This window comes from Variovorax sp. dw_308, assembly GCF_019207085.1.
GTDB lineage: Bacteria > Pseudomonadota > Gammaproteobacteria > Burkholderiales > Burkholderiaceae_C > Variovorax.
Map to the genome: position 1 here is coordinate 132,587 of NZ_JAATOM010000007.1, position 23,786 is coordinate 156,372.

Annotated in this window: 21 protein-coding genes; 10 read left to right on the forward strand and 11 right to left on the reverse strand. The window is 67.4% G+C overall.

Features of this window, described 5'->3' with window-relative positions:
• Positions 1-20: 20 nt before the first annotated feature.
• A complete protein-coding gene (locus HCU76_RS16465; RefSeq protein WP_218510028.1) occupies positions 21-914 on the forward strand; it encodes a GyrI-like domain-containing protein in 894 nt (297 codons plus the stop codon).
• Here the strand turns inward: HCU76_RS16465 and HCU76_RS16470 are convergent, their stop codons facing one another.
• Positions 915-1,478 carry a hypothetical protein gene (locus tag HCU76_RS16470; protein ID WP_218510029.1) on the reverse strand — a complete coding sequence of 188 codons (564 nt, stop codon included), beginning with the start codon at positions 1,476-1,478 and terminating at the stop codon, positions 915-917.
• Positions 1,479-1,657: 179 nt separating this feature from the next.
• Between HCU76_RS16470 and HCU76_RS16475 the strand changes: the two genes are divergently transcribed.
• The 4 genes from HCU76_RS16475 (at position 1,658) to HCU76_RS16490 (ending at position 7,277) form a co-directional block, all read left to right on the forward strand.
• Positions 1,658-2,317 (forward strand): ATP-binding cassette domain-containing protein, encoded by a 660-nt coding sequence (locus HCU76_RS16475; RefSeq protein ID WP_218510030.1) that lies wholly within the window; start codon positions 1,658-1,660, stop codon positions 2,315-2,317.
• Between the two features lie 303 nt (positions 2,318-2,620).
• Positions 2,621-5,455: a xanthine dehydrogenase family protein molybdopterin-binding subunit gene (locus tag HCU76_RS16480; RefSeq protein WP_218510031.1), complete on the forward strand. Its 2,835-nt coding sequence runs from the start codon at positions 2,621-2,623 to the stop codon at positions 5,453-5,455.
• Entirely contained in the window at positions 5,452-6,006 is a 555-nt protein-coding gene (locus tag HCU76_RS16485; RefSeq protein ID WP_218510032.1) for a (2Fe-2S)-binding protein, read from the forward strand. The genes HCU76_RS16480 and HCU76_RS16485 overlap by 4 nt, the downstream gene beginning before the upstream one ends.
• A gap of 2 nt (positions 6,007-6,008) precedes the next feature.
• The gene (locus HCU76_RS16490) at positions 6,009-7,277 is read left to right on the forward strand and encodes a cytochrome c (RefSeq protein ID WP_213954622.1); all 1,269 of its coding nucleotides are present in this window, start codon (positions 6,009-6,011) and stop codon (positions 7,275-7,277) included.
• 233 nt (positions 7,278-7,510) lie between these two features.
• On the opposite strand, the gene HCU76_RS16495 is transcribed toward HCU76_RS16490, so the two are convergent.
• Together HCU76_RS16495 and HCU76_RS37210 are read right to left on the reverse strand one after the other, a co-directional pair.
• Positions 7,511-7,837, reverse strand: coding sequence for a DUF427 domain-containing protein (locus HCU76_RS16495; protein WP_213954673.1), 327 nt, complete (start codon positions 7,835-7,837; stop codon positions 7,511-7,513).
• Positions 7,807-8,130: a hypothetical protein gene (locus HCU76_RS37210; protein ID WP_213954623.1), complete on the reverse strand. Its 324-nt coding sequence runs from the start codon at positions 8,128-8,130 to the stop codon at positions 7,807-7,809. Before HCU76_RS37210 ends, HCU76_RS16495 begins: the two co-directional genes overlap by 31 nt.
• A gap of 58 nt (positions 8,131-8,188) precedes the next feature.
• Here HCU76_RS37210 and HCU76_RS16505 point away from each other — a divergent pair, with 58 nt between their 5' ends.
• Positions 8,189-10,084, forward strand: coding sequence for an adenylate/guanylate cyclase domain-containing protein (locus HCU76_RS16505; protein WP_213954624.1), 1,896 nt, complete (start codon positions 8,189-8,191; stop codon positions 10,082-10,084).
• 86 nt (positions 10,085-10,170) lie between these two features.
• On the opposite strand, the gene HCU76_RS16510 is transcribed toward HCU76_RS16505, so the two are convergent.
• From HCU76_RS16510 to HCU76_RS16535, 6 genes are all read right to left on the reverse strand, one after another.
• Positions 10,171-10,980, reverse strand: a complete 810-nt coding sequence (locus tag HCU76_RS16510; RefSeq protein WP_213954625.1) for an SDR family NAD(P)-dependent oxidoreductase — start codon at positions 10,978-10,980, stop codon at positions 10,171-10,173.
• Between the two features lie 11 nt (positions 10,981-10,991).
• Positions 10,992-11,921, reverse strand: coding sequence for a branched-chain amino acid ABC transporter permease (locus HCU76_RS16515; protein ID WP_213954626.1), 930 nt, complete (start codon positions 11,919-11,921; stop codon positions 10,992-10,994).
• Positions 11,922-11,946: 25 nt separating this feature from the next.
• Positions 11,947-13,263, reverse strand: coding sequence for an ABC transporter substrate-binding protein (locus HCU76_RS16520; RefSeq protein ID WP_213954627.1), 1,317 nt, complete (start codon positions 13,261-13,263; stop codon positions 11,947-11,949).
• Positions 13,264-13,357: 94 nt separating this feature from the next.
• Entirely contained in the window at positions 13,358-14,260 is a 903-nt protein-coding gene (locus HCU76_RS16525; RefSeq protein ID WP_213954628.1) for an NAD(P)-dependent oxidoreductase, read from the reverse strand.
• Between the two features lie 13 nt (positions 14,261-14,273).
• Positions 14,274-16,214, reverse strand: coding sequence for a 5-dehydro-2-deoxygluconokinase (iolC, locus tag HCU76_RS37215; protein ID WP_213954629.1), 1,941 nt, complete (start codon positions 16,212-16,214; stop codon positions 14,274-14,276).
• Between the two features lie 37 nt (positions 16,215-16,251).
• Positions 16,252-17,133: a MurR/RpiR family transcriptional regulator gene (locus HCU76_RS16535; RefSeq protein ID WP_213954630.1), complete on the reverse strand. Its 882-nt coding sequence runs from the start codon at positions 17,131-17,133 to the stop codon at positions 16,252-16,254.
• A 110-nt stretch (positions 17,134-17,243) separates the two neighbouring features.
• Between HCU76_RS16535 and HCU76_RS16540 the strand changes: the two genes are divergently transcribed.
• From HCU76_RS16540 to HCU76_RS16555, 4 genes are read left to right on the forward strand one after another with little or no spacing between them, the layout of a single operon-like run.
• The gene (locus tag HCU76_RS16540) at positions 17,244-18,287 is read left to right on the forward strand and encodes a branched-chain amino acid ABC transporter permease (RefSeq protein WP_213954631.1); all 1,044 of its coding nucleotides are present in this window, start codon (positions 17,244-17,246) and stop codon (positions 18,285-18,287) included.
• Entirely contained in the window at positions 18,284-19,030 is a 747-nt protein-coding gene (locus HCU76_RS16545) for an ABC transporter ATP-binding protein (RefSeq protein WP_345944653.1), read from the forward strand. The genes HCU76_RS16540 and HCU76_RS16545 overlap by 4 nt, the downstream gene beginning before the upstream one ends.
• On the forward strand, positions 19,027-19,734 hold the full coding sequence (locus tag HCU76_RS16550; RefSeq protein ID WP_256354230.1) for an ABC transporter ATP-binding protein: 708 nt from the start codon (positions 19,027-19,029) through the stop codon (positions 19,732-19,734). Before HCU76_RS16545 ends, HCU76_RS16550 begins: the two co-directional genes overlap by 4 nt.
• Before the next feature lie 5 nt (positions 19,735-19,739).
• The gene (locus HCU76_RS16555; protein ID WP_256354231.1) at positions 19,740-20,378 is read left to right on the forward strand and encodes an ATP-binding cassette domain-containing protein; all 639 of its coding nucleotides are present in this window, start codon (positions 19,740-19,742) and stop codon (positions 20,376-20,378) included.
• Between the two features lie 30 nt (positions 20,379-20,408).
• Here the strand turns inward: HCU76_RS16555 and HCU76_RS16560 are convergent, their stop codons facing one another.
• Both HCU76_RS16560 and HCU76_RS16565 read right to left on the reverse strand, forming a co-directional pair.
• Positions 20,409-22,409 carry an acetoacetate--CoA ligase gene (locus tag HCU76_RS16560; RefSeq protein ID WP_213954633.1) on the reverse strand — a complete coding sequence of 667 codons (2,001 nt, stop codon included), beginning with the start codon at positions 22,407-22,409 and terminating at the stop codon, positions 20,409-20,411.
• Positions 22,410-22,441: 32 nt separating this feature from the next.
• On the reverse strand, positions 22,442-23,710 hold the full coding sequence (locus HCU76_RS16565; protein ID WP_213954634.1) for a GAF domain-containing sensor histidine kinase: 1,269 nt from the start codon (positions 23,708-23,710) through the stop codon (positions 22,442-22,444).
• Positions 23,711-23,786: the final 76 nt, after the last annotated feature.

Sequence of the window (23,786 nt, forward strand, 5' to 3'; positions counted from 1 at the left end):
AATGCCCGGGGAGACAAAACATGACTTCGCGCGACAGCCGATCCGAATACGAATGGCGCATGCACAAGGTGCTGACGCACATCGACGCCCATCTCGACCAGCCGCTGGAGTTGGCCGCACTCGCCGACGTGGCGCACTTCTCGCCCTATCACTTCCATCGGCTGTTCGCGGCCTGGATGGACGAGACGCTGGGTGACTACGTGCGCCGGCGCCGCGTCGAGGTGGCCGCGCTGCGCTTGCAGACGCAGCCGCGCCTGTCGGTGCTCGAGGCGGCGCTGTCGGTGGGCTTTGGTTCAGGCGAGGCGTTCTCTCGCGCGTTCCGTGCGCGCTTCGGCAGTTCGCCCAGCACCTGGCGCGCAAATCGCAATCCGGATCAGGACGGCTTGCCCGACCTTGCGAAGAATCCGGCCTCAGCACGCAAAGCCCAGCACTCCGGGGAACCCATGAACGTCCAGATCATCAGCCGCCCGCCCACGCTCGTCGCTTACCTGCGCCATATCGGCCCCTTCGGCGCACCCGTTGGTGCGTTCTGGCAAGACCGGGTGGCGCCGTGGATCGGCGCCAACAAGCTGTGGCACCGGCCGCGCTACGGCATCAGCTACGACGACCCGAGCATCACGCCGCCCGAGCAATGCCGCTATGACGCATGCGTCGAAGTGGACGAAGACTTCAAGCCGACCGGCGGCTTCCAGAAGACAACCCTGCCCGGCGGCCGCTATGCCGCGTTGGCGTATCGCGGCACGCCAGACGGGATCCTCCAGGCATGGAACGCGCTGCTGCGCGACTGGTTGCCATCGAGCGGCTTCCAGTTCGACCACCGGCCCGCGTTCGAGTACTACCCGGTGGACAACGCCTATGACCCGGCGACGGGCGCTTTCGCATGCCAGATCTGCATTCCGATCGCGCCGCTGTAGTCAGCGCCCCGGTCGCAGGTCGCGCAGCGCGATCGCCAGGCAGCCGCCGAAGAACAACGCGCCCAAGGCGCCGTTCCACTTGTCCGCACTGCTGCCCCCTTCCAGCACCATCCACAGGCCCCCCAGCACGAACACCAGGCTCGCCACGGCCAGGGTGGTCATGAGGATCCGCTGCCCCAGGGTAGCGGGCCGGCGCGGCGGGCTGTAGTGCACCGCGGGTCCGGTGAAGCCAAGCCGCTGCGGCAGCATGTCGAGCGCCTCGTCGGCCTCGCCCGGCGACAGGCGGAACACGCGCTTCACCGCGTCGATGCGCAACTGCCGCCAATGGCCCTGGCTGTCCGTCACCGGCACCGCTGCGATCCCGGGCGCAGGAAAGACGACGGGCTCCGTCGTCACGCCGCGATTGGGCACTTGCACCAGCACCTCCCCGGCCGGCAGCGCGACCACGCGCACCGTATCCCAGGGCCCGGCGCGATCGTCGTCGTAGTGTCGGTGCTCCACGCGCAGCATGCCGTCGGGCGACAGCGCCACGACGGGATCGGCTTGCGGTGGGTCGAGGGGCATGGCGTGGCTCAGAGTCGTTGGCGCACTTCCTTCATGGCCGCAGATTAGCGAGGCCGAAGCGCCCGCGCGATCCCTCGCGTGGCCTATGCCATGCGCTGTGCCGTGCAGATCGGCGCCAGGACCCGGCTGGCACAATCGCCGCGAACCACCCCGCGCACCCTGTCGATCGCCGACCCCGTATGACCGCGACCCCCGACGCCATCCTGCACCTGCAAGACCTGGGCTTTGCGTATCCCGGGCAGCCCCCGCTCGCCACGCGCTGGACGGCTTCGATCGCCGCCGGCGTCACGCTGCTTCACGGCGACACGGGCAGCGGCAAGTCCACCTTGCTGCGCATCCTCGCGGGCACGCAGCCGGCCACGGGGCGCCTGTCCATCGCGAACGTCCGCCTCGATGCCTCGCCCGAGGCCTATTGCCGCAAGGTGTTCTTCATCGAGCCGGACACCGACGCCTTCGACAAGCAGAAGACCGCACGCGAATGCACCGCATCCTTGCGTGCGGACGACCCTCACTTCGACGCGAGCCGATGGCAATCGCTCGTCGACGGCTTCGCGCTGGCGCCGCACATCGACAAGCCGATGTACATGCTCTCCACCGGCTCCAGGCGAAAGACCTGGCTTGCCGCCGCGCTGGCATCGGGCCGCCCGCTGACCTTGCTGGACGAGCCCACCGGCGCGCTCGATGCCGCATCGATCCGCTGCCTCTGGCGCACGCTGGGCGAGCTGTCGCGCGAGCCGCGTCGCGCCTTCGTCATTGCCAGCGGCGAGCGGATCGCCGGCGTGGCGCTGGCAGCCACGATCGACTTGCCGTTGCAGGCTGCCGGCGCTTCAATCGCGTAGCTGCATTCCCGAAGCGCCGGCATTGAATTCGGGCCACAACGTGTATTTTCCAATGACATGGAGATCATCTGAATTCGTGAATGCGGCCCATTGAGTACTCGGTAAAGATAGTTGACATTCGCAATTAATTCGACACGTTGCGCCGCGTCACCACGGACACGCAATTTGTCATTTTTCCTTTGCTTCTTTGCGGTCCAGACATGACACTCACCGCTGCCGAAAACGAGACACGATCCCGTTGCCGGCAACACGATGGATAAATCCGATGCCTTGCCGAATGGGCGCGGAATCAAGGAGGTGACAATGAATCAACGCACTGGCGTGTCCAGGCGCAATTTGCTGAAAATGGGCGCCGCCGGCGGCCTTGGCGTCTGGGTAGCGCCGCTCTTCAGCCCAGCGTACGCGGCGCTGTTCGAAAGCAGGATGCTCACGCCCATTGCTTTCAACGGCGCGGACGGTTCGGTCAAGTTCCGCGTCGACGGAACGGCCAAGGTGACAGGCGACAAGGTGTTCGCCTATGACATCCGCTCCCGCGACATGCCGCACTGGCCACAAGTCCAGTCGCACGCATTGCTGTTGCGCGCCACCTTCGCCGATCGCGCCTTCACCGGCATCGACATCTCCGCGCTCGGCGACGACCTGAAGCCCGATCGCATCGTCACCGCCGAAGACCTGGCACGCGACAAGATCGCCTTCCCCGCCTTCTACGGCGACGACATGCTGCTGCCCACGGGCAAGACGCCGGCCTACCTCGGCCATGCGGTCGCGCTGCTCATCTACAACGACTTCGTGCGCTTCCGCTACGCCAAGACCCGGCTGCGCTCGCTCGACAACAACAGCGTGGTCCAGGGCGGCCCCGTCACCGGGCCGCTGGAGCGCGAGCCCTGGGCCGGCTTCCGCTACATCCGCGTCGGCGGCCGGACCGCCTTCGACGACGACAGCTTCTCCACCTTGAAGGACACGGTGCTGTTCCCGTCGTTCAAGAAGCGCCAGGCCAACTGGCCCGAAGCGCTGATGGATGGCAAGGTCAACGAGCAGGGCATGGCGCATGCCAGGGCCATCGCCGACGAGCTGGACAAACCCGGCGAGGACCTGCTCGTGGTGAGCCGCGAATACTTCTCGCAGTCCATCGACACCTCCGCGCTCGAGCCCGACAACGCCAACTGCTGGTACGACCCCGACAAGCAGGAGCTGCACATGGTCGTGCCAACGCAAGGCCCGGTCGAAGTGGTCGAGTCGATGACGCAGATGCTGGCCAAGGCAGCCTTCCCGGTCAAGAACCTGTTCCTGCACCCCTGCTACACGGTGGGCTACGGTTCCAAGGACCACTACAACTTCCCGTACTACGGCGCGATGGCCGCGTTCTATTCGCCCGGCAAGCCGGTGCGGCTGGCCAACGACCGCTTCGAGCAGTTCCAGACTTCGCTCAAGCGCCACAGCATCCGCATGCAGTACAGGATGGCGGTCGAGAAGAAGAGCGGCCTGATCCGCTCGTTCAAGGGCGACTTCCAGCTCGATGGCGGCGGTCGCATGAACTTCACGCCCTCGGTCACGCTGGTGGCCGCCACCTCGGCGCAGAGCATCTACTACCTGCCCAAGAGCGACTTCACCGCCGTCGGCCTGGCCACGCGCGCCATCGACTGCGGCTCGGCGCGCGGCTACGGCACCCTGCAGGCCATGGGCGCGACCGAGATGCTGGTCGACGACGTGGCCGCGCAGCTGGGCCTCGACCCGGTCGAGTTCAGGCTGCGCAACGTGCTCAAGTCCGGCATGAAGAACAGCCAGGGCGCCATTCCCGGCGGGGCGATCCGTGCCGACGAGGTCATGCTCAAGCTGCAGAAGCACCCGCTCTGGACCAACCGCGCCAAGCGCAAGACCGAATACGAGACGGCCAATCCGGGCAAGCGCTACGGCGTCGGCTTCGGCTGCGTGCAGAAGGACTTCGGCACCGGCGCCGAGTCCTGCTTCGTGCGGGTCGAGATCACGCCCGATGGCGGCATCGTGATGCGCCACAGCGGCGCCGAGATGGGCACCGGCATGCAGACCTCGCAGGCCGTGGTGGTGGCGCGCTGGTTCGGCCGTGCGGCGGACGTGATCGAGACCTCGGTCACCGAATGGTCCGACCTGCCGATGGTGACCAGCGGCGACCCGTACCTGTCGAGCCAGGCCGACCAGGACAAGGCCGTGGCCAACCCGGCCTGGACGCCCAGCTATTGCTCGCCCTCGAGCGCCAGCAACTCGGCCTTCTACTTCTCGCACGGCACGCGCGAGACGGCGCGGGCGGTGTTCGAGCATGGCCTGTGGCCGGCGGCGCTGTCGATCTGGGGCGCGGGCATCGGCGGCGGCCAGTCGGCGCCGCACGTCGTGCGCATCGATGACGCGCGCTGGGTCAACGGCTGCCTCACCTGCGCCGGCATGGAGCCGCTGACGCTGGCCCGACTGGCCCGCAGGGCGCACGAGCAGGGCTTCGTGACCGGCGCGATCGGCCACACCTTCAACCGCTGGCAATGGGCGGAGGCCGACTTCGAGGTCGACGGCCAGAACCAGCGCCGTCCGCTCGACGGCCTGTCCGTGCGCTACGGCGACAACGCACCCGAGGCCAGGCGCAATACCGGCGCTACGACTGGCGGCTATCACTTCATCGCGCGCAAGAAGCTGTTCTATCCGCCGATCCAGCGCAACAACGCGGGCGTGACCTACTACGCGGCGATCGCGACGATCGCAGAGGTCTCGATCGACCGGGCCACCGGCAAGGTCGACCTGATGAACCACCAGTCGGTGCTCGAATGCGGCAACCAGATCGTGAAGCAGCTGGTTTCCGGGCAGATCCAGGGCGGCATCGCGATGGGCATCGGGCATGCGCTGCACGAATCCCTGCCGCTCTACGAAGACGGGCCCGGCAACGGCACGTGGAACTTCAACCGCTACACGCTGCCTCGCGCGGCCGACGTGGCGGTGTGGAGCCAGGGCGCTGAAGTCCTGCCGGCGCTGTCGGACACCGACCCGCCCAAGGGCATGGGCGAGGTGGTGATGATCGCCATCGTCCCGGCCATCGTCAACGCGGTGGCGCATGCCATCGGCCATCGATTCACGGAACTGCCGATCACGGCGGAAAAAATCAGGGGGGTGCTGCAATGAGCACGATGCCGGCGGTCAAACCGCTCAAGCTCACGATCAACGGCAAGGAGGTCGGTCCGACCGACGTGCCCGATGGTCTGATGATGATCGACTACCTGCACGAGTACGCGGGCCTCACCGGCTCTCGCCTGGGCTGCGGCATCGGGGAATGCCGGGCCTGCGTGGTCATCGTCGACAAGCCGGGCGGCGCCAGCGAGGAGGTGCGCACCTGCATCACCGGCGCGCACTATTTCGCCGACAGGAAGGTCCGCACGGTCGAAGGCCATGCGCAGCGCAACGACAAGGGCGAGGTGGTCATGCTCTCGCCGGTGCAGCAGAAGTTCCTGGAGCACTACAGCTTCCAGTGCGGCTACTGCACGCCGGGCTTCGTCAACGGTGCGACCGTGCTGGTCGAACGGCTCAAGCGCCAGCCGATCGCCAGGAGCAAGGTCGAGGCCGAGATCACCCGCTCGCTCAACACGCACCTGTGTCGTTGCACGGGCTACGTTCGCTACTACGAGGCGGTCAAGGACGTGATCCTGTCGACCCCTGGCCTGACCACGGAGGGCTGAGCATGCGCGCCCTCTTCCATCACCCCCTCGCGCGGGTTGCGGCTGTGCTGGGCGCGGCCCTGGCCATGACGGCCTGCGGCGGACCGACCGGCGACGGCAAGCCGGTGAAATCGAGCGCCGACGAGATCGCGCGCGGCAAGTACCTGGCCAGGGCCGCGGACTGCGCGGCCTGCCACACCGCGCCGGGCGGCGCACCCATGGCGGGCGGTGCGGCGCTGGAGTCCGAGTTCGGCGCCCTCTACGGCAGCAACATCACACCGGACCCGCAGCACGGTATCGGCAAGTGGAGCAAGGACGACTTCTACAAGGCGGTCCACGACGGCACCTCGCCCGGCGCCCGGCAACTCTATCCGGCCATGCCCTACGCCTCCTACCGCGCCATGCCGCGCGAGGACGTGGACGCAATCTATGCCTACCTGATGCAGCTGCCCGCGGTGGCGCAGCCGAGCAAGCCCGACGAGCTTCGTTTCCCGTACAACATGCGCTTCGGCATGTTCTTCTGGAAAATCTTGTTCCTCAAGGACGAGTTGCCGGTAGCCTCGCAAGGCCAGTCGCCAGAGTGGGTGCGCGGGCGCTACGTCAGCAACGTGCTCGGCCATTGCGCCGAATGCCACACGCCGCGCGGCGCGCTGGGCCAGCTCGACCTGGGCCTGCAGTGGCAAGGCGCACAGCTCGGCCGCTGGCTGGCGCCCGACATCACGCCCAAGGGCCTGGCCGAGCGCGGCTGGACCGAGAAGGACATCGGCACCTTCATGAAGACGGGTGTCGCGCCGCAGGGCTCCGCCTGGGGCGAGATGCACACGGTGGTCGCGCTGAGCACGCAGCACCTCACCGACGAGGACAGCAAGGCGATGGTGCGCTTCATGACCGGCGACAAGCCGCTCGCGGCCGTGCCGGCGAAGGAAGACCCGGGCGCCGACCAGAAGCTGGGCCCGGGCCGTCAGACCTACCTGAACGTCTGCGCCGGCTGCCACGGCGTGAACGGCGAAGGCCGGTCGCATGTGGCGGTGGCCATGGCCGGCAACTCGACGCTGCGCATCGGCGACCCGCGCAACCTGGTGGTGTCGGTGCTCGACGGCATCGAGGCGCAGCAGTTCACCGGCTACGAGCGCATGCAGGAGATGCCCGGCTTTGCCGACAAGCTCAGCGACGCCGAAGTCGCCGACCTGAGCAACTACCTGCGGGTTCGCTTTGCGGGCCAGCCGGCATCAGTGACGGCGGAGGCCGTGTCGAAGATGCGGGCGAAGGAAACGACAGCCGCGAAGCACTGACCTCTCGACTGACGCGCCACACCACCGGCCTTGCGGAGCAATTCGCAAGGCCGGTTTTTTCTTTTGGCTTTCTGGTCGCCGCGAGGACGCCCGTGATGCGATGAATCGCTTGGCGCCTTCACTGCGCCGGTCGGTTCATCGCATCCCAGGCTTGGGGGTGATTGAACAGCCCCGGCGCTTCGACGGAACAGACACGCGCGTGGGACTCTCATCCATTCAAAGGCGAACCCAGATCAGCCGATCGCATCGACCCGGTCCGGATAAAAGGCCAGGTGGTCCTTGATGGCCGCCACGGCGTCATAAGGCGCCTCGTAGGTCCAGACTGCGTTGATCGACCGCTCGCCGCCCGAAGGGATGCTGTAGTAGGCACAGTCGCCCTTGTAGGGGCAGTAGGTCGCGTGGTCGGTGCGTTGCAGCAGCGCCATGTCGACGTCCTTGCGCGGGATGTACTGCACCGCCGGGTAGCTGGCCTCGCGCAGGCTCAGCGCTTCGGTGGTGTCGGCGATGACCTTGCCGGCCACGGTGACGGTCACGCGCGCTGGATTGCGCGAGATCGTGATCGGGTGGTCGGGTGGTCGGGGCCGGGGATCTTGATGGGCTTGGCAGGCATGCGGCGAACTTTCTTGATGGGCGCTTCAAGATAGCGCTGGATTGAAGCCGCTTGAGCGTCGGGGTCTTGAACCGGCGCCTGCTCGCTCGCGGTGATGCCGCCGACCAGGTACGTCGACCTGAGCAACCACTCTGTCGCACACCGACCATCAGGCCCGCGAATTCCCGCCGGCACGACAAAATGCACATGCTTGCCGTCCGCAAGAAGCCGAGCGGCCGCGTTGACTGACCTGTAGAGTTCCATCGCGGGTCAAACCTCCGGACGGCCCGCCCCGCGTTGCTGCCCCACTTGCACCCACTCCATGCCTGTAGCGCCCCCAACTGCCGTGCCGCTGCGCCTGCGACGCTTCCGCGTCGACGTCGGCACCATCATCACGGTCGTGATCCTGGTCGAGTCGCTGCTGCTCATTGCGCTGGGCTACTGGGGTTCGCAGCGGCTGGTGTCGCGCATCGGCGAGTCGGCGCACCAGGCCGACCACCTGCGCATCGAGGACCGGACCATCGCCTTCCTGAACCATGCGTCGACGGCCGTGCGGTCCATGAGCGAAAGCCCGAGCCTGCAGACCGGCGGCGAGGGCGCCGGCCAGTCGGGCGAATTGATCTGGACGCTGTTGCAGCAGTCGCCTGAACTCGACAGCATCTACGTCGCGGCCGCCGATGGCCGCATGCTCATGGTGACCCGGCATCCCGAACCGGCGGTGGTCAACATGAAGGCCGAGCCGGAGGGCACCACCGAGGTCTGGCACTTCAAGCCGCGGGCCAGCGACAGCACCGATGTGCAGGAGCGCTTTCGCACGGTGCGCGTGGAGACCTTGCACACCCAGTACAAGCCGACCGAACGAGGCTGGTTCAAGAGTGCAATGAACGGCCAGCGCAGCGAAGCGGTCTGGTCGCAACCCTACGTGTTCGCCGCGCAGCAGGAGGAAATCGGGGTGACCTATTCGCTGCCGGCATGGCGGCGCGGCGCGGACGGCAGCACCCAGGAACTGGTGGCCGCCGGCGACGTCTCGCTGGGTCGGCTTTCCGAGTTCGTGCGCCTGTTCAGCCGCGACGGCCAGGGCGAGGCAGCGCTGCTGGGCACCGAGTTCCAGGTGCTGGCGCGCAGCGATGTCGAAGGCGATGTGAAGCACCTCGAGGTGCCGCGCGATGGCGTGCTGGGCGCGGTGATTGCGCGCATGCAGGGCGGCGCCGGCGCGCGCGGCGCCACCGCGGACGCCAGCTTTGCGCTGGACCACGCGGGCCGCCGCTACCTGGTCCGCACCTCGCACCTGCCGTCCACCCACTGGCTGCTGGCCAGCTGGGTGCCGGAGGACACGGTGCTCGGCGGCCTGCAGCGCAACGTGCTGTGGCTGCTCGCACTGGTGCTGGCGTCGCTGGCCATCATCCTGACGGTGTCGCTTCGCCTGTCGAAGGTGGTCACGCTGCCGGTCGAGCAGCTGTCGCGCATCGCGCGCCGCATCGGCCGCTTCGACCTGGACAACATACCGCGCGTGCCGAGCCGCGTGCTGGAGATCCAGCAACTCGACCAGGCGCTCGACGACTCGGCGCGCGGGCTGAAGGCGTTTCGCAAGTTCGTGCCGGTCGACCTGGTGAACCAGCTGGTCGATGAAGGCCACACGCTCACGCCGAGTGGCGAGCCGCGCCGCATCACGGCCATGTTCACCGACATCGAGGGCTTCACGCGCATCTCCGAAGCCGTCGAGACCAGGGTGCTGGTGGAGCAGCTGACGGCGTACTTCAACGTGGCCACGCGCGTGATCGCGCGCCACGGCGGCACGGTCGACAAGTTCATCGGCGACGCGATCATGGTGCTGTGGGGCGCACCCTCGCCGCTCGATGACGCCGAGTACAAGGCCTGTGTGGCCGCACTGGAACTGCGAGCGGAACTTGCCGTGCTCAACACGCGCTGGGCCACGCAGGGCCTGCAGGCCTTCGCCACGCGCATCGGCATGCACACCGGCACCGCGGTGGTGGGCGCGCTCGGCTCGAACGAGCGGCTGGCCTATACGGCATTCGGCGACACCATCAATGTCGCGAGCCGCATCGAAGGCCTGAACAAGGACCTGGGTACGCGCGTGCTGTTGTCGGAGGCGACCTTCGAAGGGCTCCGGGGACGGCTGCGCACGCGGCGCATCGAGGAGATCGCGCTGCGCGGGCGGATGTCGAAGGTGGTGCTGTACGAATTGCTGGAAGGCTGAACGGATTCACTTCGATGGCGCCGCCGCACCATCGCGTAGCCGGCGCACGTGAAGCCGGCGCTGCGAGATCAGCGCTTCGGCGGTGTCTACTGGCTCGCCGTGATCCCACCGTCCAGGTACAGCACCTGCCCCGTGATGAACGCAGCCGCCGGCGAGCAGAAGAACACCGCGGGGCCGGCCACGTCCGATGGCTCGGCGACGCGGCCGAGCGGAATGCGGTCGAGCACCTGCTGGTGCGTGGCGGGGTTGTCGAGCCAGTGCCGGGCCATCTCGGTGCGCACCACCGTCGGCGCGAGGCCGTTGACGGTGATGCCGTGCGGCGCCAGTTCGCTCGCGTGCTGACGGATCAGCATGACCAGCGCGCCCTTGGTGCTGGCGTAGGCGGAGTAGCCGCGACCGCGCAAGCCCAGTTGGGCGCGCACCGACAACAGGTGAACCTGCCTGCCGCCGCGCCCGCCAGTGATCTGGTGCCTCGCCACCGCCTGCGCGAGGAACATCGCCGACTTCAGGTTGACCTGCACCACTTCGTCGAAAGTCTCCTCGGACACATCGAGCAAGGCCTGCTCGCGCTGGATGCCGACGCAGTTGAGCAGCAGGTCGAGCGCGCCGAAGTGGCGATGCACCGCATCGACCGAGCGCTGGATGTCCGCGACGCTGTGCGCATCCATCGCGAGCCCGAGCGCGTCGTGTCCTGCGGCACGCAGCGTGGCAGCGAGCGCCGTCGCCTTCGCTTCGTCACGGCCCGACACGGCCACCCTGGCACCTGCCCGCGCGAGGGCCCACGCAATCGCCTCGCCGATGCCACCATAGCCGCCGGGCACATATGCCACGCGACCGCGAAGGTCGAAAAGGCCCGTGAGGGAGCGAGGATCAAAAGCCATGGGGGTCGCGGTCATCGGACCGTCTTTCATGCGTCGAGAACGCTCTTTTTTCCAAACAGCCCGCGCGAGCGGAACGTGACGACCGCGATGAACAGCAGGTACATCGACATCAGCGACCACTCCGACGCATAAGCACCCGTGAGCCCCACCACCATGCCGACCATCAGTCCCGCGATCACCGCGCCCCACAGCGAGCCGACGCCGCCGAGCACGATGATGAGGAACGCCGGCACCACCGCGTCGACGCCGACGTGCGGCCGGATGCCCCAGATCGGCGCCATCACCACGCCGGCAATGGCGGCCAGGGCCACGCCCAACGCGAAGACGAACAGCCGCAGCCGCGAAAGGTTGATGCCGAGCGCGCGCACCATCTCGCTGTCGTGCGCGCCCGCCTTGATGATGGCGCCGTAGGGCGTCTTCTGCAGGAACAGCCACAGCAGCCCGATCATCAGCACCGCGAAGGCGCTCGCGAAGAAGCGATAGCGCGAGTACACGAGGTCGCCCATCAGCACCGCACCCGAGATCGCCTCCGGCAGCGCGAGTTGCTTCTCCGACGAGCCCCACACGAGGCGGATGCCCTCCTCGATCACCAGCGCCGCGCCGAAGGTGAGCAGCAGGCCATAGAGCGGATCGCGCCCGTAGGTTCGCCGCATGCACAGTTCGAGCAGCATGCCGAAGAGGCCGACGAAGACCGGCGCAAGGAACAGCGCCAGCACGTAGCGAAGCCCGATCGGCAAGCCCATGTACCAGGCCTCCGCTTCCGGAAACAGGCCGAGCTTCGGCGCGACGATGAACAGCGCCGCATACATGCCGAGCGCGAACAGCGAGCCGTGCGCGAGGTTGATCGTCTCCATCACGCCGACGATCAGCATGAAGCCCAGCGCGACCAGTGCGAACAGCAGGCCGAGCGAGATGCCGTTGACCAGGAACGGCAGCAGGTTGCCGATGAATTCCATCGCGTGCGTTGCCCGGTGTTTCGGTTCAGACGTCGTAGCTCGGCGTTGCGTCGTAGCTCTCGAGCTTGCAGGCGCCCTGCGCGTCGGTGTCCATCACGTCCTTCGGATTCGCCTGCGTCATGATCTTGAAGATGTCGTCCTTCTCGGCCGGCTGTTCGTTGTAGCGCGCCATGTAGATGGTCTGCTGGCACTGGTGCGTGACCGGATCCATCCACGCGTCGAAGTGCTGCAGCCTGTCGACCGCATTCATCTGCCGGCCTTCCAGTTTCTTGATGACGGCGATGTTCTGCGTGGTGCCGGCTTCCTCGGTGCAGCGCAGCAGTTCGCGCGTCGCCATGTAGCTGTTGTGATAGACGTTGCCCGGCACGCGGATCGCCATGCCCGGGAACTGCTTCTGGTAGGCCGCGACGAACTCCTTCACGCCCGGCAGGTCGAGCCGGTAGTACCAGGTGGTGCCGAACACGCCGAAGATCGCTTCCGGCCCGAGGCCGTACACGTCGGGCCAGTCCTGCTGGTTGTTGATCCACGCGATGCTCTGGTGCATCTTGAGTTGCACCACCTGCTGGCGCAGCGCCTTGATGTCGTCGCCGCCGACCGCAGTGGCCACCACGTTCGGCTTGAGCTGCTGCAGCTTGAGCAGGTAGGCAGAGAAGTCGCGCGTGTTCTGCGGCACCAGCAGTTCGTCCACGATCTTGCCGCCGTTGGCCTCGACGATGGCGCGCGTGGCCTTCGAGGTGGTGTGGCCCCACACGTAGTCGTTGGTCAGCAGCACCCAGTTCTTTCCGCTCGTGGCGATGGCGTTCTTGACGATCGCGTTGCTGAAGTTGGTGCCGTTGCCGTCCCACACGAACTTGGTGCGGTGGCAGTCCTTGCCGGCCTCGGTCGGCGAGCTGGAGTTGGTGTTCAGGAAGATCGTGCCGTACTTCTGCGCGACCTGCGAGATCGCGTTCGACACGCCCGAATGCACCGCCCCAATCAGGTAGGTCGCCTCGTTGCGCGTGATCATGCGCTCGGCCACGCGCGAGCCGGTGGCGGGCGTGGTCTCGGTGTCGATGTGGATCGCCTCGATGCGCCGGCCCAGCACGCCGCCCTTGTCGTTGAACTCCTTGATCGCCATCATCGCGCCGAGCCGTTCCTCGCCGCCCGAGGCCGCGTACATGCCCGACGCGTCCATCGTGAGCCCGATGACCAGCGGCTTCTTCTGCGCGCTCTGCGCCCATGCGCGGTTGTGCTTCCATGGACCCATGAAGGGCGCGACGCCGTAGAGGCCCACGCCTGCGAGTGCGAGGCCCGTGCCCTTGAGCAGGCTGCGGCGCGAGGAAGGAAGATCCGTCTTGTTCATGGTTTGTCTCCAGCAAGGTTGAGAGGGCGAGCGCCTGTTCACACGACGAACGGAGATCGCGCTGGCCAGGCTTGCCAGCGCGAAGGGGAAGGCCCTAGCGCGGAACGATCTTCACGTCGTTGAGTTTTTCCTGCGCCTCGAACAGCGAGGCGATGAGCTTGTCGCCGTAGCCCATGTTCACGGCCTGCACCAGGCTCTGGTGCGCGGCCTCGCCCATGAAGCTGGACACGGGCAACATCTCTGCCAGGTGGGTGTAGTAGCGCAGGTCTTTCTGCGCGTTGGCAATGCCGAACTTGAAGCCGTCGACCGTGCCCTCGGTCAGCGTCTTCGCGGTCATCATCTGGAAGATGCCGCAGTTGACCCCGCCCACCGACACCACGTCGTAGAGCCGCTTGAGGTCCAGCCCCGACTTGGCCGCAACGGCAAATGCTTCGGCGATGCAGGCCGCGAAGCTCATGGCCATCATGTTGTTGACCAGCTTGAGCACATGGCCGTGGCCGGGCGGGCCGACGTGGAAGATGTTCTCGCAGAAGGCCTTGAGCACGGGCTCGACGACCGCGAAGTCCTCGGGCGTGGCGCCGACCATGGTGTTGAGTCGGCCCTCCTCCGCTTCCTTGGGCGTGCGTGCCAGCGGCGCATCGACCATCTTCACGCCGCGCGCGGCGAGGTCGGCGCGGACCCTGGTGGTGGACGACGGTTCCGCGGTCGAGCAGTCGACCACCATCAGCCCGTCGCGCGCGCCTTCGAGCACGCCGTCCTTGTCGTACACGATGGCCTCGACCTGCGGCGAGCCGGTGACGCAGATGAAGACGATGTCGCTCGCCTGCGCGACCGCCGCATTCGTCGATGCTTCGGTGGCGCCGGCCGCCAGCAGGTCCTCGACGTTGGCGCGGTTGCGATGCACCTTGATGGTGACCGCGAAGCCCTTGGCCAGCAGGTTCTTCACCATGCCGTGGCCCATCATGCCGATGCCGATAAAACCGATGCGTGGATTCATGTGATTCACCTTTTCAAAGAGGAAGTGCGATGGTGCCCTTGCTTTCGTGGCGTGCGGCACGCCAGAGGGCAAGCAGCCGCGCATAGCGATCTGCGATGTCGTGCACGGCCTGGCCGTCGTTCATGCGGCCGGCGAACCATTCGCTGGCGGCCGGCCCGAAGATCGAACGGCCGACGGCAAAGCCGCGGCAGATGGCGTGCGAAGCGGCGGTGCGGAAGCCGCGCTCCAGTTGTTCTTCCGGCGCCTCGAGGCCCAGCAGCAGCACGCCGCGGCAATGCGGGTCATGTCGGGCGATGGTGGCGGCGATCTGGGTCCAGGCTTCTGCCGATGCGGGCGGCGGGAGCTTCCACCAGTCGGGGCGGATGCCGACCGCGTAGATCTGCGCCATCGCCTCGGCGAGCACGCCGTCGTCGGCACGCAGGTCGCGCGGCAGGATCACCTCGATGAGGAATTCATGGAAGGTCTCGACGCTGGCGCTCTGCAATGCCGTGAGCGATGCGAGTTGTGTGTCGCGCAGCGACTGCGTGTCGTCGGGGTGGTAGCTCACCAGGCACTTGGCCACATGCTCGGCGGGCCATGTGCGCATCTCCAGTGCGAGCGACCTGGCGGGTTCGAATTGCAGCGGCCGCGAACCGGGCACCTCGACCGGCCGCGCGACCCACCAGCCGCGCCCCGTGAGGCCAGGCAGGATGTCGGCGCCGAAGCGGCTGTCGAGGATGATGCCCGGCGCCAGTCCCGGCTGTGCATGCACTTGGGCCGCCACCTGCGCGGCTTCGGCAACGAGGCGCTTGAAGGCCTCGATGCGCTGCGGCGCCGCGTGGTGCTGCTGCGCCAGTTCATCGAACTGCACGCGGTGATCGAATGCCAGGATGCCGAGCTCGTCCCAGTGCCGCGTGCGTGTGCTGACGCGATGCAGATGTTCCAGCGCCGCGTCTTCGCGCAGGCGGCGTGTAGGCGAACCATGTGCCAGGAAGGATTGCAGCTCTTCCCAACTCGCCATCGCCGGCGCGCAACCGTGGCGGGACACCACCAGCGCCCCGCACGCATTGGCGAACGCGCAGCAGCGCGCGAGCCGCTCGTCCTTCAGCCAGCCGCGCAGGAAGCCCGCCATGAACGCGTCGCCCGCGCCGAGCACGTTGTAGACATCGACCGGAAAGCCCGGCCCGCGCAGGCCTTGCTCGATATCGTCGGGGATGGCGCCATCGAAGACGACGCAGCCCATCGGCCCGCGCTTCACCACCAGCGTGCCTTGCGTCAACGCGCGCAGTGCACGCAGCGCGGCGAGCGTGTCGGTGCTGCCGCCGGCGATGTGGATCTCTTCCTCGGTGCCGACCACCAGGTCGCAGTACCCGATCACCGACTGGATGTGCGCGCTGACCCGGTCCGACGGCACGAAGCGCTGCTCGCCCATGCCGGGGCTGGTCAGGCCCCACAGCACCGGGCGGTAGTCGATGTCCAGCACCACGCGGGTGCCGGCCTCGCGCGCCAGCTGCATCGCCCTGACGCAGGCCCGATACGGCTGCGGCTGCGAAAGGTGCGTGCCCGAGATCAGCAGGCCGGTCGCCGACGCGAGGTAGGCCGCGGAGAAGTCGTGCTCGTCGATCGCCATGTCGGCGCAGTTGTCGCGGTAGAAGATCAGCGGAAAGGTCTCGCGGTCCTGGATGCCGAGGAAGACCAGCGCGGTGAGGCGCTTCGGGTCGGTCGCGACATGCGTCACGTCGACGCCTTCGGCCGCGAGCGTCTGCCGCACGAAGCGCCCGTGATGTTCGTCGCCGACGCGCGTGAACATCGACGGCTTGAGACCCAGCCGTGCGAGGCCGACCGCCGTGTTGGCCGGCGAGCCGCCGAGGTACTTGCTGAAGCTCTGCATGTCTTCGAGCCGGCCGCCGATCTGCTCGCCGTAGAGGTCGACGGCGGCGCGTCCGACGCAGATGATGTCGAAGGGACGCGTCACTGGAACCTCCGTGCTTCGCACTGCGGTGCGAGCTTGCTCATGCCACCCCCGCCCGCGCGCCCGCGCGCCGCACCTTGCGCTGCGTGCCCTGCTCCGCGATCAGGTGGCCGGCGCTGACCACCAGCGCCTGCGCCAGGCATAGCGGCGCGACGAGGGAGCGGAAGGGCTTGGACGAATCGTCCTGCAGCTCGAAACACACCCTGGCCGACGGCTTCAGCGGCGACAACGGACCATCGGTGATCGCGATGACGTGCGCGCCGATGCGCTTGCCCTCGGCCGCGGCCTCGATCACGTCGGGCGAGTAGTTGCGGAAGCTCGCCACCACCAGCACCTCGCCCGGCGCGATGGCGCGCAGGCTCTCACGCAGCATGCCGCCGGCGCCATCGAGCAGGTGCGTTCGCAGTTCGAGCTGGCTCAGCGCATAGGCGAGGTAGGCCGCGACCGGGAAGGCGCGCTTCTGCGCCAGCACATGGATGCGCGGCGCGGCCGCCACCAGCTTCACGGCGGCCTTGAGATCGGCCTCGCGCACGCTCTCTTCCAGGTGGCTCAGCTCGGCCATGGAATCTGTGGCCAGCTGGTGCAGCACGCCGGCCGGCGCGGTCGCACCGTTGCCGACTCTGGCCTGCGTGCGCCGCATGGTGTCGATGCGGTCGCGGTAGCTCGACGAGCGCTCCACCAGGTGGCTGCGAAAGAGCTGCTGCATCTCGGAAAAGCCACCATAGCCCAAGGCGTTGGCGAAGCGGATCATCGCGGAGGGCTGAACCTCGGTGGCTTCGGCGATGGCCGCGACTGTGCCCAGCGCCAGCTCGCTCGGCCGCTCCAGCGCAAAGCGCGCGATGCGCTGCAACTGCTTCGACATGTCGGGGTAGGCCAGCGCGATCTGGTCCTTGAGTTGTTCGTAGGTGCCGACGGAAGCCATGGAGTGGACTGGAACGAAATCGAATAAATGTTCTTGAGTGTTTTTATATTAGAACGTACATTCTGTTTTGTCCAGTTGCCGTTTCCTTTGTTTTTCAGGACTCCGTTTCCATGCAACTTCCCGCCGGCCGTGCAGCCCTGTTCCCCGCCCCGATGTGGCTGGTGGTCGTGCTGCTGCTGTCCACGCCGCTGTGGGTGTCACGCGTCGGGCTGTACCAATACCTCGCGCTCGAAATCATGATCTGGATGATGTTCGCGCTCGGCTACAACCTGCTGCTGGGCTTCACCGGATTGCCTTCATTCGGGCATGGCGCCTACTTCGGCATCGGTGCCTACGCCTTCGGCCTGATCCAGCACAAGCTGGTGGCGAACCTCTGGGTCGACCTGTTCGGCGCGGTGCTGGTCGCGGCCGCCTGCGGTGCGCTGGTCGGGCTCTTCATCTCGCACCGGCGCGGCATCTACTACGCGTTGCTGACCATCGCCTTCGGCCAGGTGGCATGGTTCATCGCGAACAAGTGGCACAGCATCACGGGTGGCGAAGACGGGCTGCTCAACATCCGCCGCCTGCCGGCCGACTTCGGCTTCGTGGCCTTCGACCTGAAGAGCAACGAAGCCCTCTTCTTCTTCGCGCTGGCCGTGTTCACTGCGGTGCTGGTGGCGCTCTGGCGGCTCGTGCATTCGCCGTTCGGGCGCGTGCTCAGCGCGATCCAGCAGAACGAGACGCGCGCCAGTTTCGTGGGCTACAACGTGTGGCTCTACAAGTGGTTGTCCTTCACCCTGTCGACCGCCCTCGCAGGCCTGGCCGGCGCGCTGTTCGCGATGACGCAGCAGTCGGCCTACCCCAACGTCATGAGCCTGCACAACTCCGGCTTCGTCGTGATGATGGTGCTGATCGGCGGCGGACTCGTGAGCTTCTGGGGGCCGCTGATCGGCGCGGCCTTCTTCATCCTGGCGCGCGACCTGCTCGGTGCCTACACCGAGACCTGGCTGCTCTGGTACGGGCTGGTGTTCATGGCGATGGTGCTGTTCCAGCCCGACGGCATTGCCGGTGCGTGGCAGGCGTGGCGAGCGAGGCATGGGCGCAGAAGCGGGCCAGCGCGCGTGACGAAGCACGGCGTCGAACCGGCAGTGGCCGCGGAAGGCGGTGCCAAGTGAGCGCGTTGTTCCAGGCCACACACCTGTCGAAGCGCTTCGGCCAGCAGGTCGTGCTGGAAGACATCACGCTGGGCTTCGAGGAAGGCCAGCTCTCCGGGATCATGGGACCGAACGGCGCGGGCAAGACGACCTGCTTCAACGTGCTGACCGGCCGCTACAGGCCCGACCGCGGCAGCGTGACCTTTGCGGGCGAGGACATCACCGGCATGGCACCCCGTGAGATCGCGCGGCGCGGCATCTCGCGCTCGTTCCAGATCATGAATCTGTTCAACGATTTCTCCGCGCTCGACAACGTTCTGATGGCGACGCCGCTTGTGCGGATGAAGGGCTTCAACACGTGGCGCGACCTCGGCGCGGACAGCAGTGCGCAGGACCACGCGGCCGGGGTACTGGCGCAGGTTGGGCTGGGCAGCAAGGCGCGTGCGTTGGCGAAGGATCTCTCGTACGGCGACCGCCGCGCGCTGGAGATCGGCGTGGCGCTGGCGGCCGAGCCGCGCCTGCTCTTTCTCGACGAACCGACCGCCGGCCTCGGCGCCGAAGGCACCGCACGATTGGCCGACCTGGTGCGCAGCCTGAAGCAACGCATCACCATCGTCATCATCGAACACGACATGAAGTTCCTCTTCGACCTGGCCGACCGGATCTCGGTCATTCACTGGGGCCAGGTGATCGCGGAGGGCACGCCGCAAGCGCTGAAGCAGAACGAGTGGGTCGCGCGCTCGAACCTGGGTGCGCTGACATGAGCGCCGGGATGCTGTCCGTCGCCAACATCGACACCTCCTACGGCGAGACGCAGGTGCTCTTCGACGTGTCGCTGAATGTCGGCCCCGGCGAAGTGGTCGCCTTGCTCGGCCCCAATGGCGCCGGCAAGACCACGGCGCTGCGTTCCATCCTCGGCCTCACGCCCGCGCGGCGCGGCGCGATCCGCTTCGACGGCTGCGACATCACGCGCGCCCACACGCACGACATCGCGCGCAGCGGCATCGGCTGGGTGCCCGACGACCGCCGCATCTTTCCCACGCTCACCGTGGCGCGCAACCTCGCCATCGCGCGCAAGCGCACCCGCTTCCGCGCCTGGCAGGAGAAGGATTGCTTCGAGATCTTCAGCGCGCTCGAATACCTGATGGCGCGCGAATGCGAGAACCTCTCCGGCGGCGAGATGCAGATGGTCGCGATCTCACGCGCCCTGCTCGGCTCGCCCGGCCTGGTGCTGTTCGACGAGCCCAGCCAGGGCCTCGCGCCGAAGGTGGTGCAGGACGTGATGAAGACCATCACGCGGCTGAAGTCCGAAGGCATCTCGGTGCTGGTGGTCGAGCAGAACGTGCAGAGCGCGCTGGCCGTGGCCGACCGCGCCTACGTGATGCACGCGGGCGCCATCGTCCACGAAGGGCCTGCCCATGCGCTATTGCACGACGCGCCGCTGCAACGCCGGCTGCTGGGCATATGAACGCGATGAACCCGCCCCTCCTGCGCGTCGAGAGCATCGAGCGCCAGTACACGCGCGGCACCTTCCGCAAGCAGGTCACCTTCACGCTCGCGGCCGACTTCGAAGTCGCGACGCCGCGCGTCATCGGCGTGCTGGGCCCGAACGGCTCCGGCAAAACCACGCTGTTCGAACTCATCACCGGCAGCAACCAGCCCAGCGCAGGGCGCGTGCTGGTCAAGGGCCAGGACATCCACAACGTGCGCACGCGCGAGCGCGACCGCCTGGCCATCCACTACCACCAGAGCTACCAGGTGCGCCACTTCAAGCAGGGCAGGCCTGACTTCATGCTCGAACATGCGGCTAGCAATTCGCCGTGGGTCCATCTCTTCGACGAGCCGCAGTTCAACACACAGGACGGCTACATCGGCTTCATGCTCGACTTCTTCCAGCGGCTGAAGCAGTCGGGCCGCCTGGTGTTCCTGTGCATGCACCCGAACGAGCCGTACCACGTCGACATCCTGCGGCAGAGCTGCGAGGAGTTCATCTTCGTGCACAAGGGCGTGGTGACGCACGCGCCCGACCTGCCCTCGCTGATGCAGGACGAACGCGCGCGCAGTTACCTCGGTGCGCTCGCCGGGCGCGCAGGTGCAGCGATGGCGCAATGACTTCGCATCGACGGCGCCTTCAACGGCCCCTCAGACCGCCTGCGCCGCCAGCCTACGCTCCGCCAGCGCCGCGTACCACGCGATGCACCCGGGGTTCGCCATCGCTTCCTTGTTGATGACCTTCTCCGCCGGCTGGCCCAGCAGCAGCTTCTTGATCGGCAGCTCCTGCTTCTTGCCCGACAGCGTGCGCGGGATCTCCGCCACCTGGAAGATGTCGTTCGGCAGGAAGCGTGGCGACAGCGAGGTCTTGATCGCGTGGTTGAGCTTGCCGCGCATCGCGTCGTCGAGCGCGATGCCGGGGCGCAGCACGACGAACAGCGGCATGTAGCTTTCGCGGCCCAGGTATTCGAGGTCCACCACCATCGAGTCGAGCACCTCCGGCAGCGCCTCGACTGCACTGTAGATCTCGCTGGTGCCCATGCGCAGGCCCTGGCGGTTGATGGTGGCGTCGCTGCGGCCGTAGATGACGCAGCCGCCGTCCTCGCCGATCTTGAGCCAGTCGCCGTGGCGCCAGACGCCGGGGTAGGTGTCGAAGTAGCTCGACAGGTAGCGTGCGTTGCCGGGGTCGCCCCAGAAGCGCAGCGGCATCGACGGCAGCGGCTGCGTGCAGACCAGCTCCCCGACTTCGCCGATGACCGGTTCGCCGTTCTCGTTCCATGCCTCGACCGCGCATCCGAGCCAGCGGCATTGCATCTGGCCCGGCACCTCGGGCAACTCGCGGTTGCCACCGACGAAGGCGCCGCAGAAGTCGGTGCCGCCGGAGATGTTGTTCCACCAGACCTTGCTGCCGGCCCGCGCCAGCTGCTCCGTGCCCCAGCGCTCGACCTCCTCGGCCAGCGGCGAGCCGGTGCTGCCCAGGGCCCGCACCCGCGACAGGTCGCCGCAGGCGGCCACGTCGACGCCGGCCTTCATGCAGGCGGTGAAATATGCCGCGCCCGCGCCGAAGTACGTCACCCGGTGGCGTGCGACGAAGCGCCAGAGCACGCCCCAGTCGGGCTTGTCCTTGCTGCCGCCCGGATTGCCGTCGTAGATGCAGATGGTCGCGCCGAACGCGAGCCCGGAGAGTTGCGCGTTCCACATGACCCAGCCGGTCGAGCTGTACCAGTGGAAGCGCTCGCCCGCGCTGTTGGCCTTGTAGCCCGCGCCGATGTCGTAGTGCAGCCCGCAGGCATACATGGTGAGCAGGATGCCGCCCTGCCCGTGCACGATGGGCTTGGGCAGGCCGGTGGTGCCGCTCGAATAGACGATCCAGACAGGATGGTCGAACGGCAGCCACTCGGGTTCGAATGCCGCGACTTCCGCATCGTCGCGCGCGATCGCCTCCGTCCAGTCCGAATCCGCGGGGACCGGGTGTGCGGCAAAGGGGGTCCGGATCAGCAACAGCTTCTTCACGCTCGGCAGCGCGTCGCGCAGTTCCTGCACCGTCGCGGCGCGGTCCAGCGCCTTGGCGCCGTAGTACACGCCGTCCACGGCGATCAGCAGCTTCGGTTCGATCTGCCGGAAGCGGTCGACCACCGCGGCCGTGCCCATGTCGGGCGCGCACACGCTCCACACCGCGCCGATGCTGGAGCACGCGAGGAAGGCGATGAGTGTCTCCGGCACGTTCGGCAGGTAGGCGGCCACGCGGTCGCCGCGCTGCACGCCGAGCGATTTCAGTGCGAGCGCAACGGATGCCACCTGCCGCCTGAGTTCGCGCCACGACAGTTCGCGCACTTCGCCCCGCTCGTTGTCGCTGATGATGGCCGGCAGCCCCGCCGCATGCGCCGCGTCGACGTGCCGCAGCACCTCGCGCGCGTAGTTGACCTGCGCGCCGGGGAACCATACGGCGCCGGGCATCCGGTTCTCGGCCAGCACCGCGCTGTGCGGCGTCGGCGAGCGCATGCCCTGGTAGTCCCAGATGCTTTGCCAGAAGGCGTCGAGGGCGGTGGTAGACCAGCGCCACAGCGCATCGTACGAATCGAACGAGAGGCCGCGGGTGTCGCGCAGCCAGTCCTGGTAAAGCCGGATCTGGGGAATGTGGGGTGCTGTCATGGCCGCGAGCCTAATGCCGCGCGGCGGTGCACTCAATGGGGCTTGACCTGCGGTTGGCCGCACAGGTCGCCGAATCCGTCGCCGGAGGGCTGCATCGGCATGCGCGCCGTGAAGCGCGTGCCGGCCTCCGCCGACGAACTCACTTCCAAGCTGCCGCCGTGCGCCTTCACGATCATCGAGCAGATGTGCAGGCCCAGCCCCAGCCCGCCCCTGGCGCCGCTGTCCGCAGGGCGCCAGTAGGGCTCGAAGATCCGCGCGAGGTTCGCGGGCGCGATCGGCTCGCCGCCGTTCAACACCGACACCTGCAACTGGCCCTGGGCCGATCGGGCCTCCACCACCACCGGTTGGTCGCGCGCGCCATGCGTCAGCGCATTGCCCAGCAGGTTCGACAGCAATTGCTGGATGCGGCCGCGGTCGCACCAGACGTCGGCCGCGACGTCGATGCGCTCGTCGATCCACCGGTCGGGGTGCGCGAGTTGCAGTTCGGACACCACTTCCGACAAGGACGCACCCAGGTCCGCGACCTCTGCCGGCACCACCACCAGCCCCGACCCCATGCGGCCGCGCGCGAAGTCCAGCACGTCGTCGATCAGCAGCGCCATCCGGCGCGTGGTGCCGCGGATGCGCTCGCCGACCTTGGCGGCCTCGGGCTCCGACGCCCGGCGCACCAGCAGTTCGCCCAGTGCGCTGACCGACGCCAGCGGGTTGCGCAAGTCGTGCCCCAGCACCGCGATGAACTGTTCGCGCAGCTCGGCGGTGGTGCGCGCGTCGAGCAGCGCGGTCTCGGTCGCCATCTGCGACTCTTCCTGCTCGAACTGGCGCCCGATCAGCTCGGCAAAGCTTTCGAACATGGCCACCGTCTTCTGGTCGGACACACGCAAGGGGCGCGGGTCGATGGCGCAGAGGTTGCCGAAATACTCGCCGCCCGGCCGCACGATCGGCACGGAGATGTAGCTCTCGATGTTGTACAGGCGCGGCGTGTGGTGGTCGCGGTACACCGGGTCCAGGCTCGCATGGTCGAACACCACCGGCTTGCGTGCCGCGCGCGCCTCGATGCACAGGGTGGTGCGCACGTCGAGCTGGCCGCCCGGCTGCAGGCCGAAGTGGATGTCGTCCTGCACCGCGCACGCCGTCCAGGTTCCGTCCGTCACCCGCGCCACGGCGGCGAAGCCCATCCCGGTGTTGGCGCAGATGATCTTGAGCAGCGTCGGGACCGAGCTGATGCGGCCGATGAGGGCGACGTCGCGGCGGATCGCGTCGGGGGAGTCGATGAGAAGCGATTCAGTCAGGTTTGCATCCATGTTGTCAACGGATTGTCAATGAATCTCCTCGGCGGTGCTTGTCGCGGCGATTGCCGCCGCTTCGACGCGACGACGG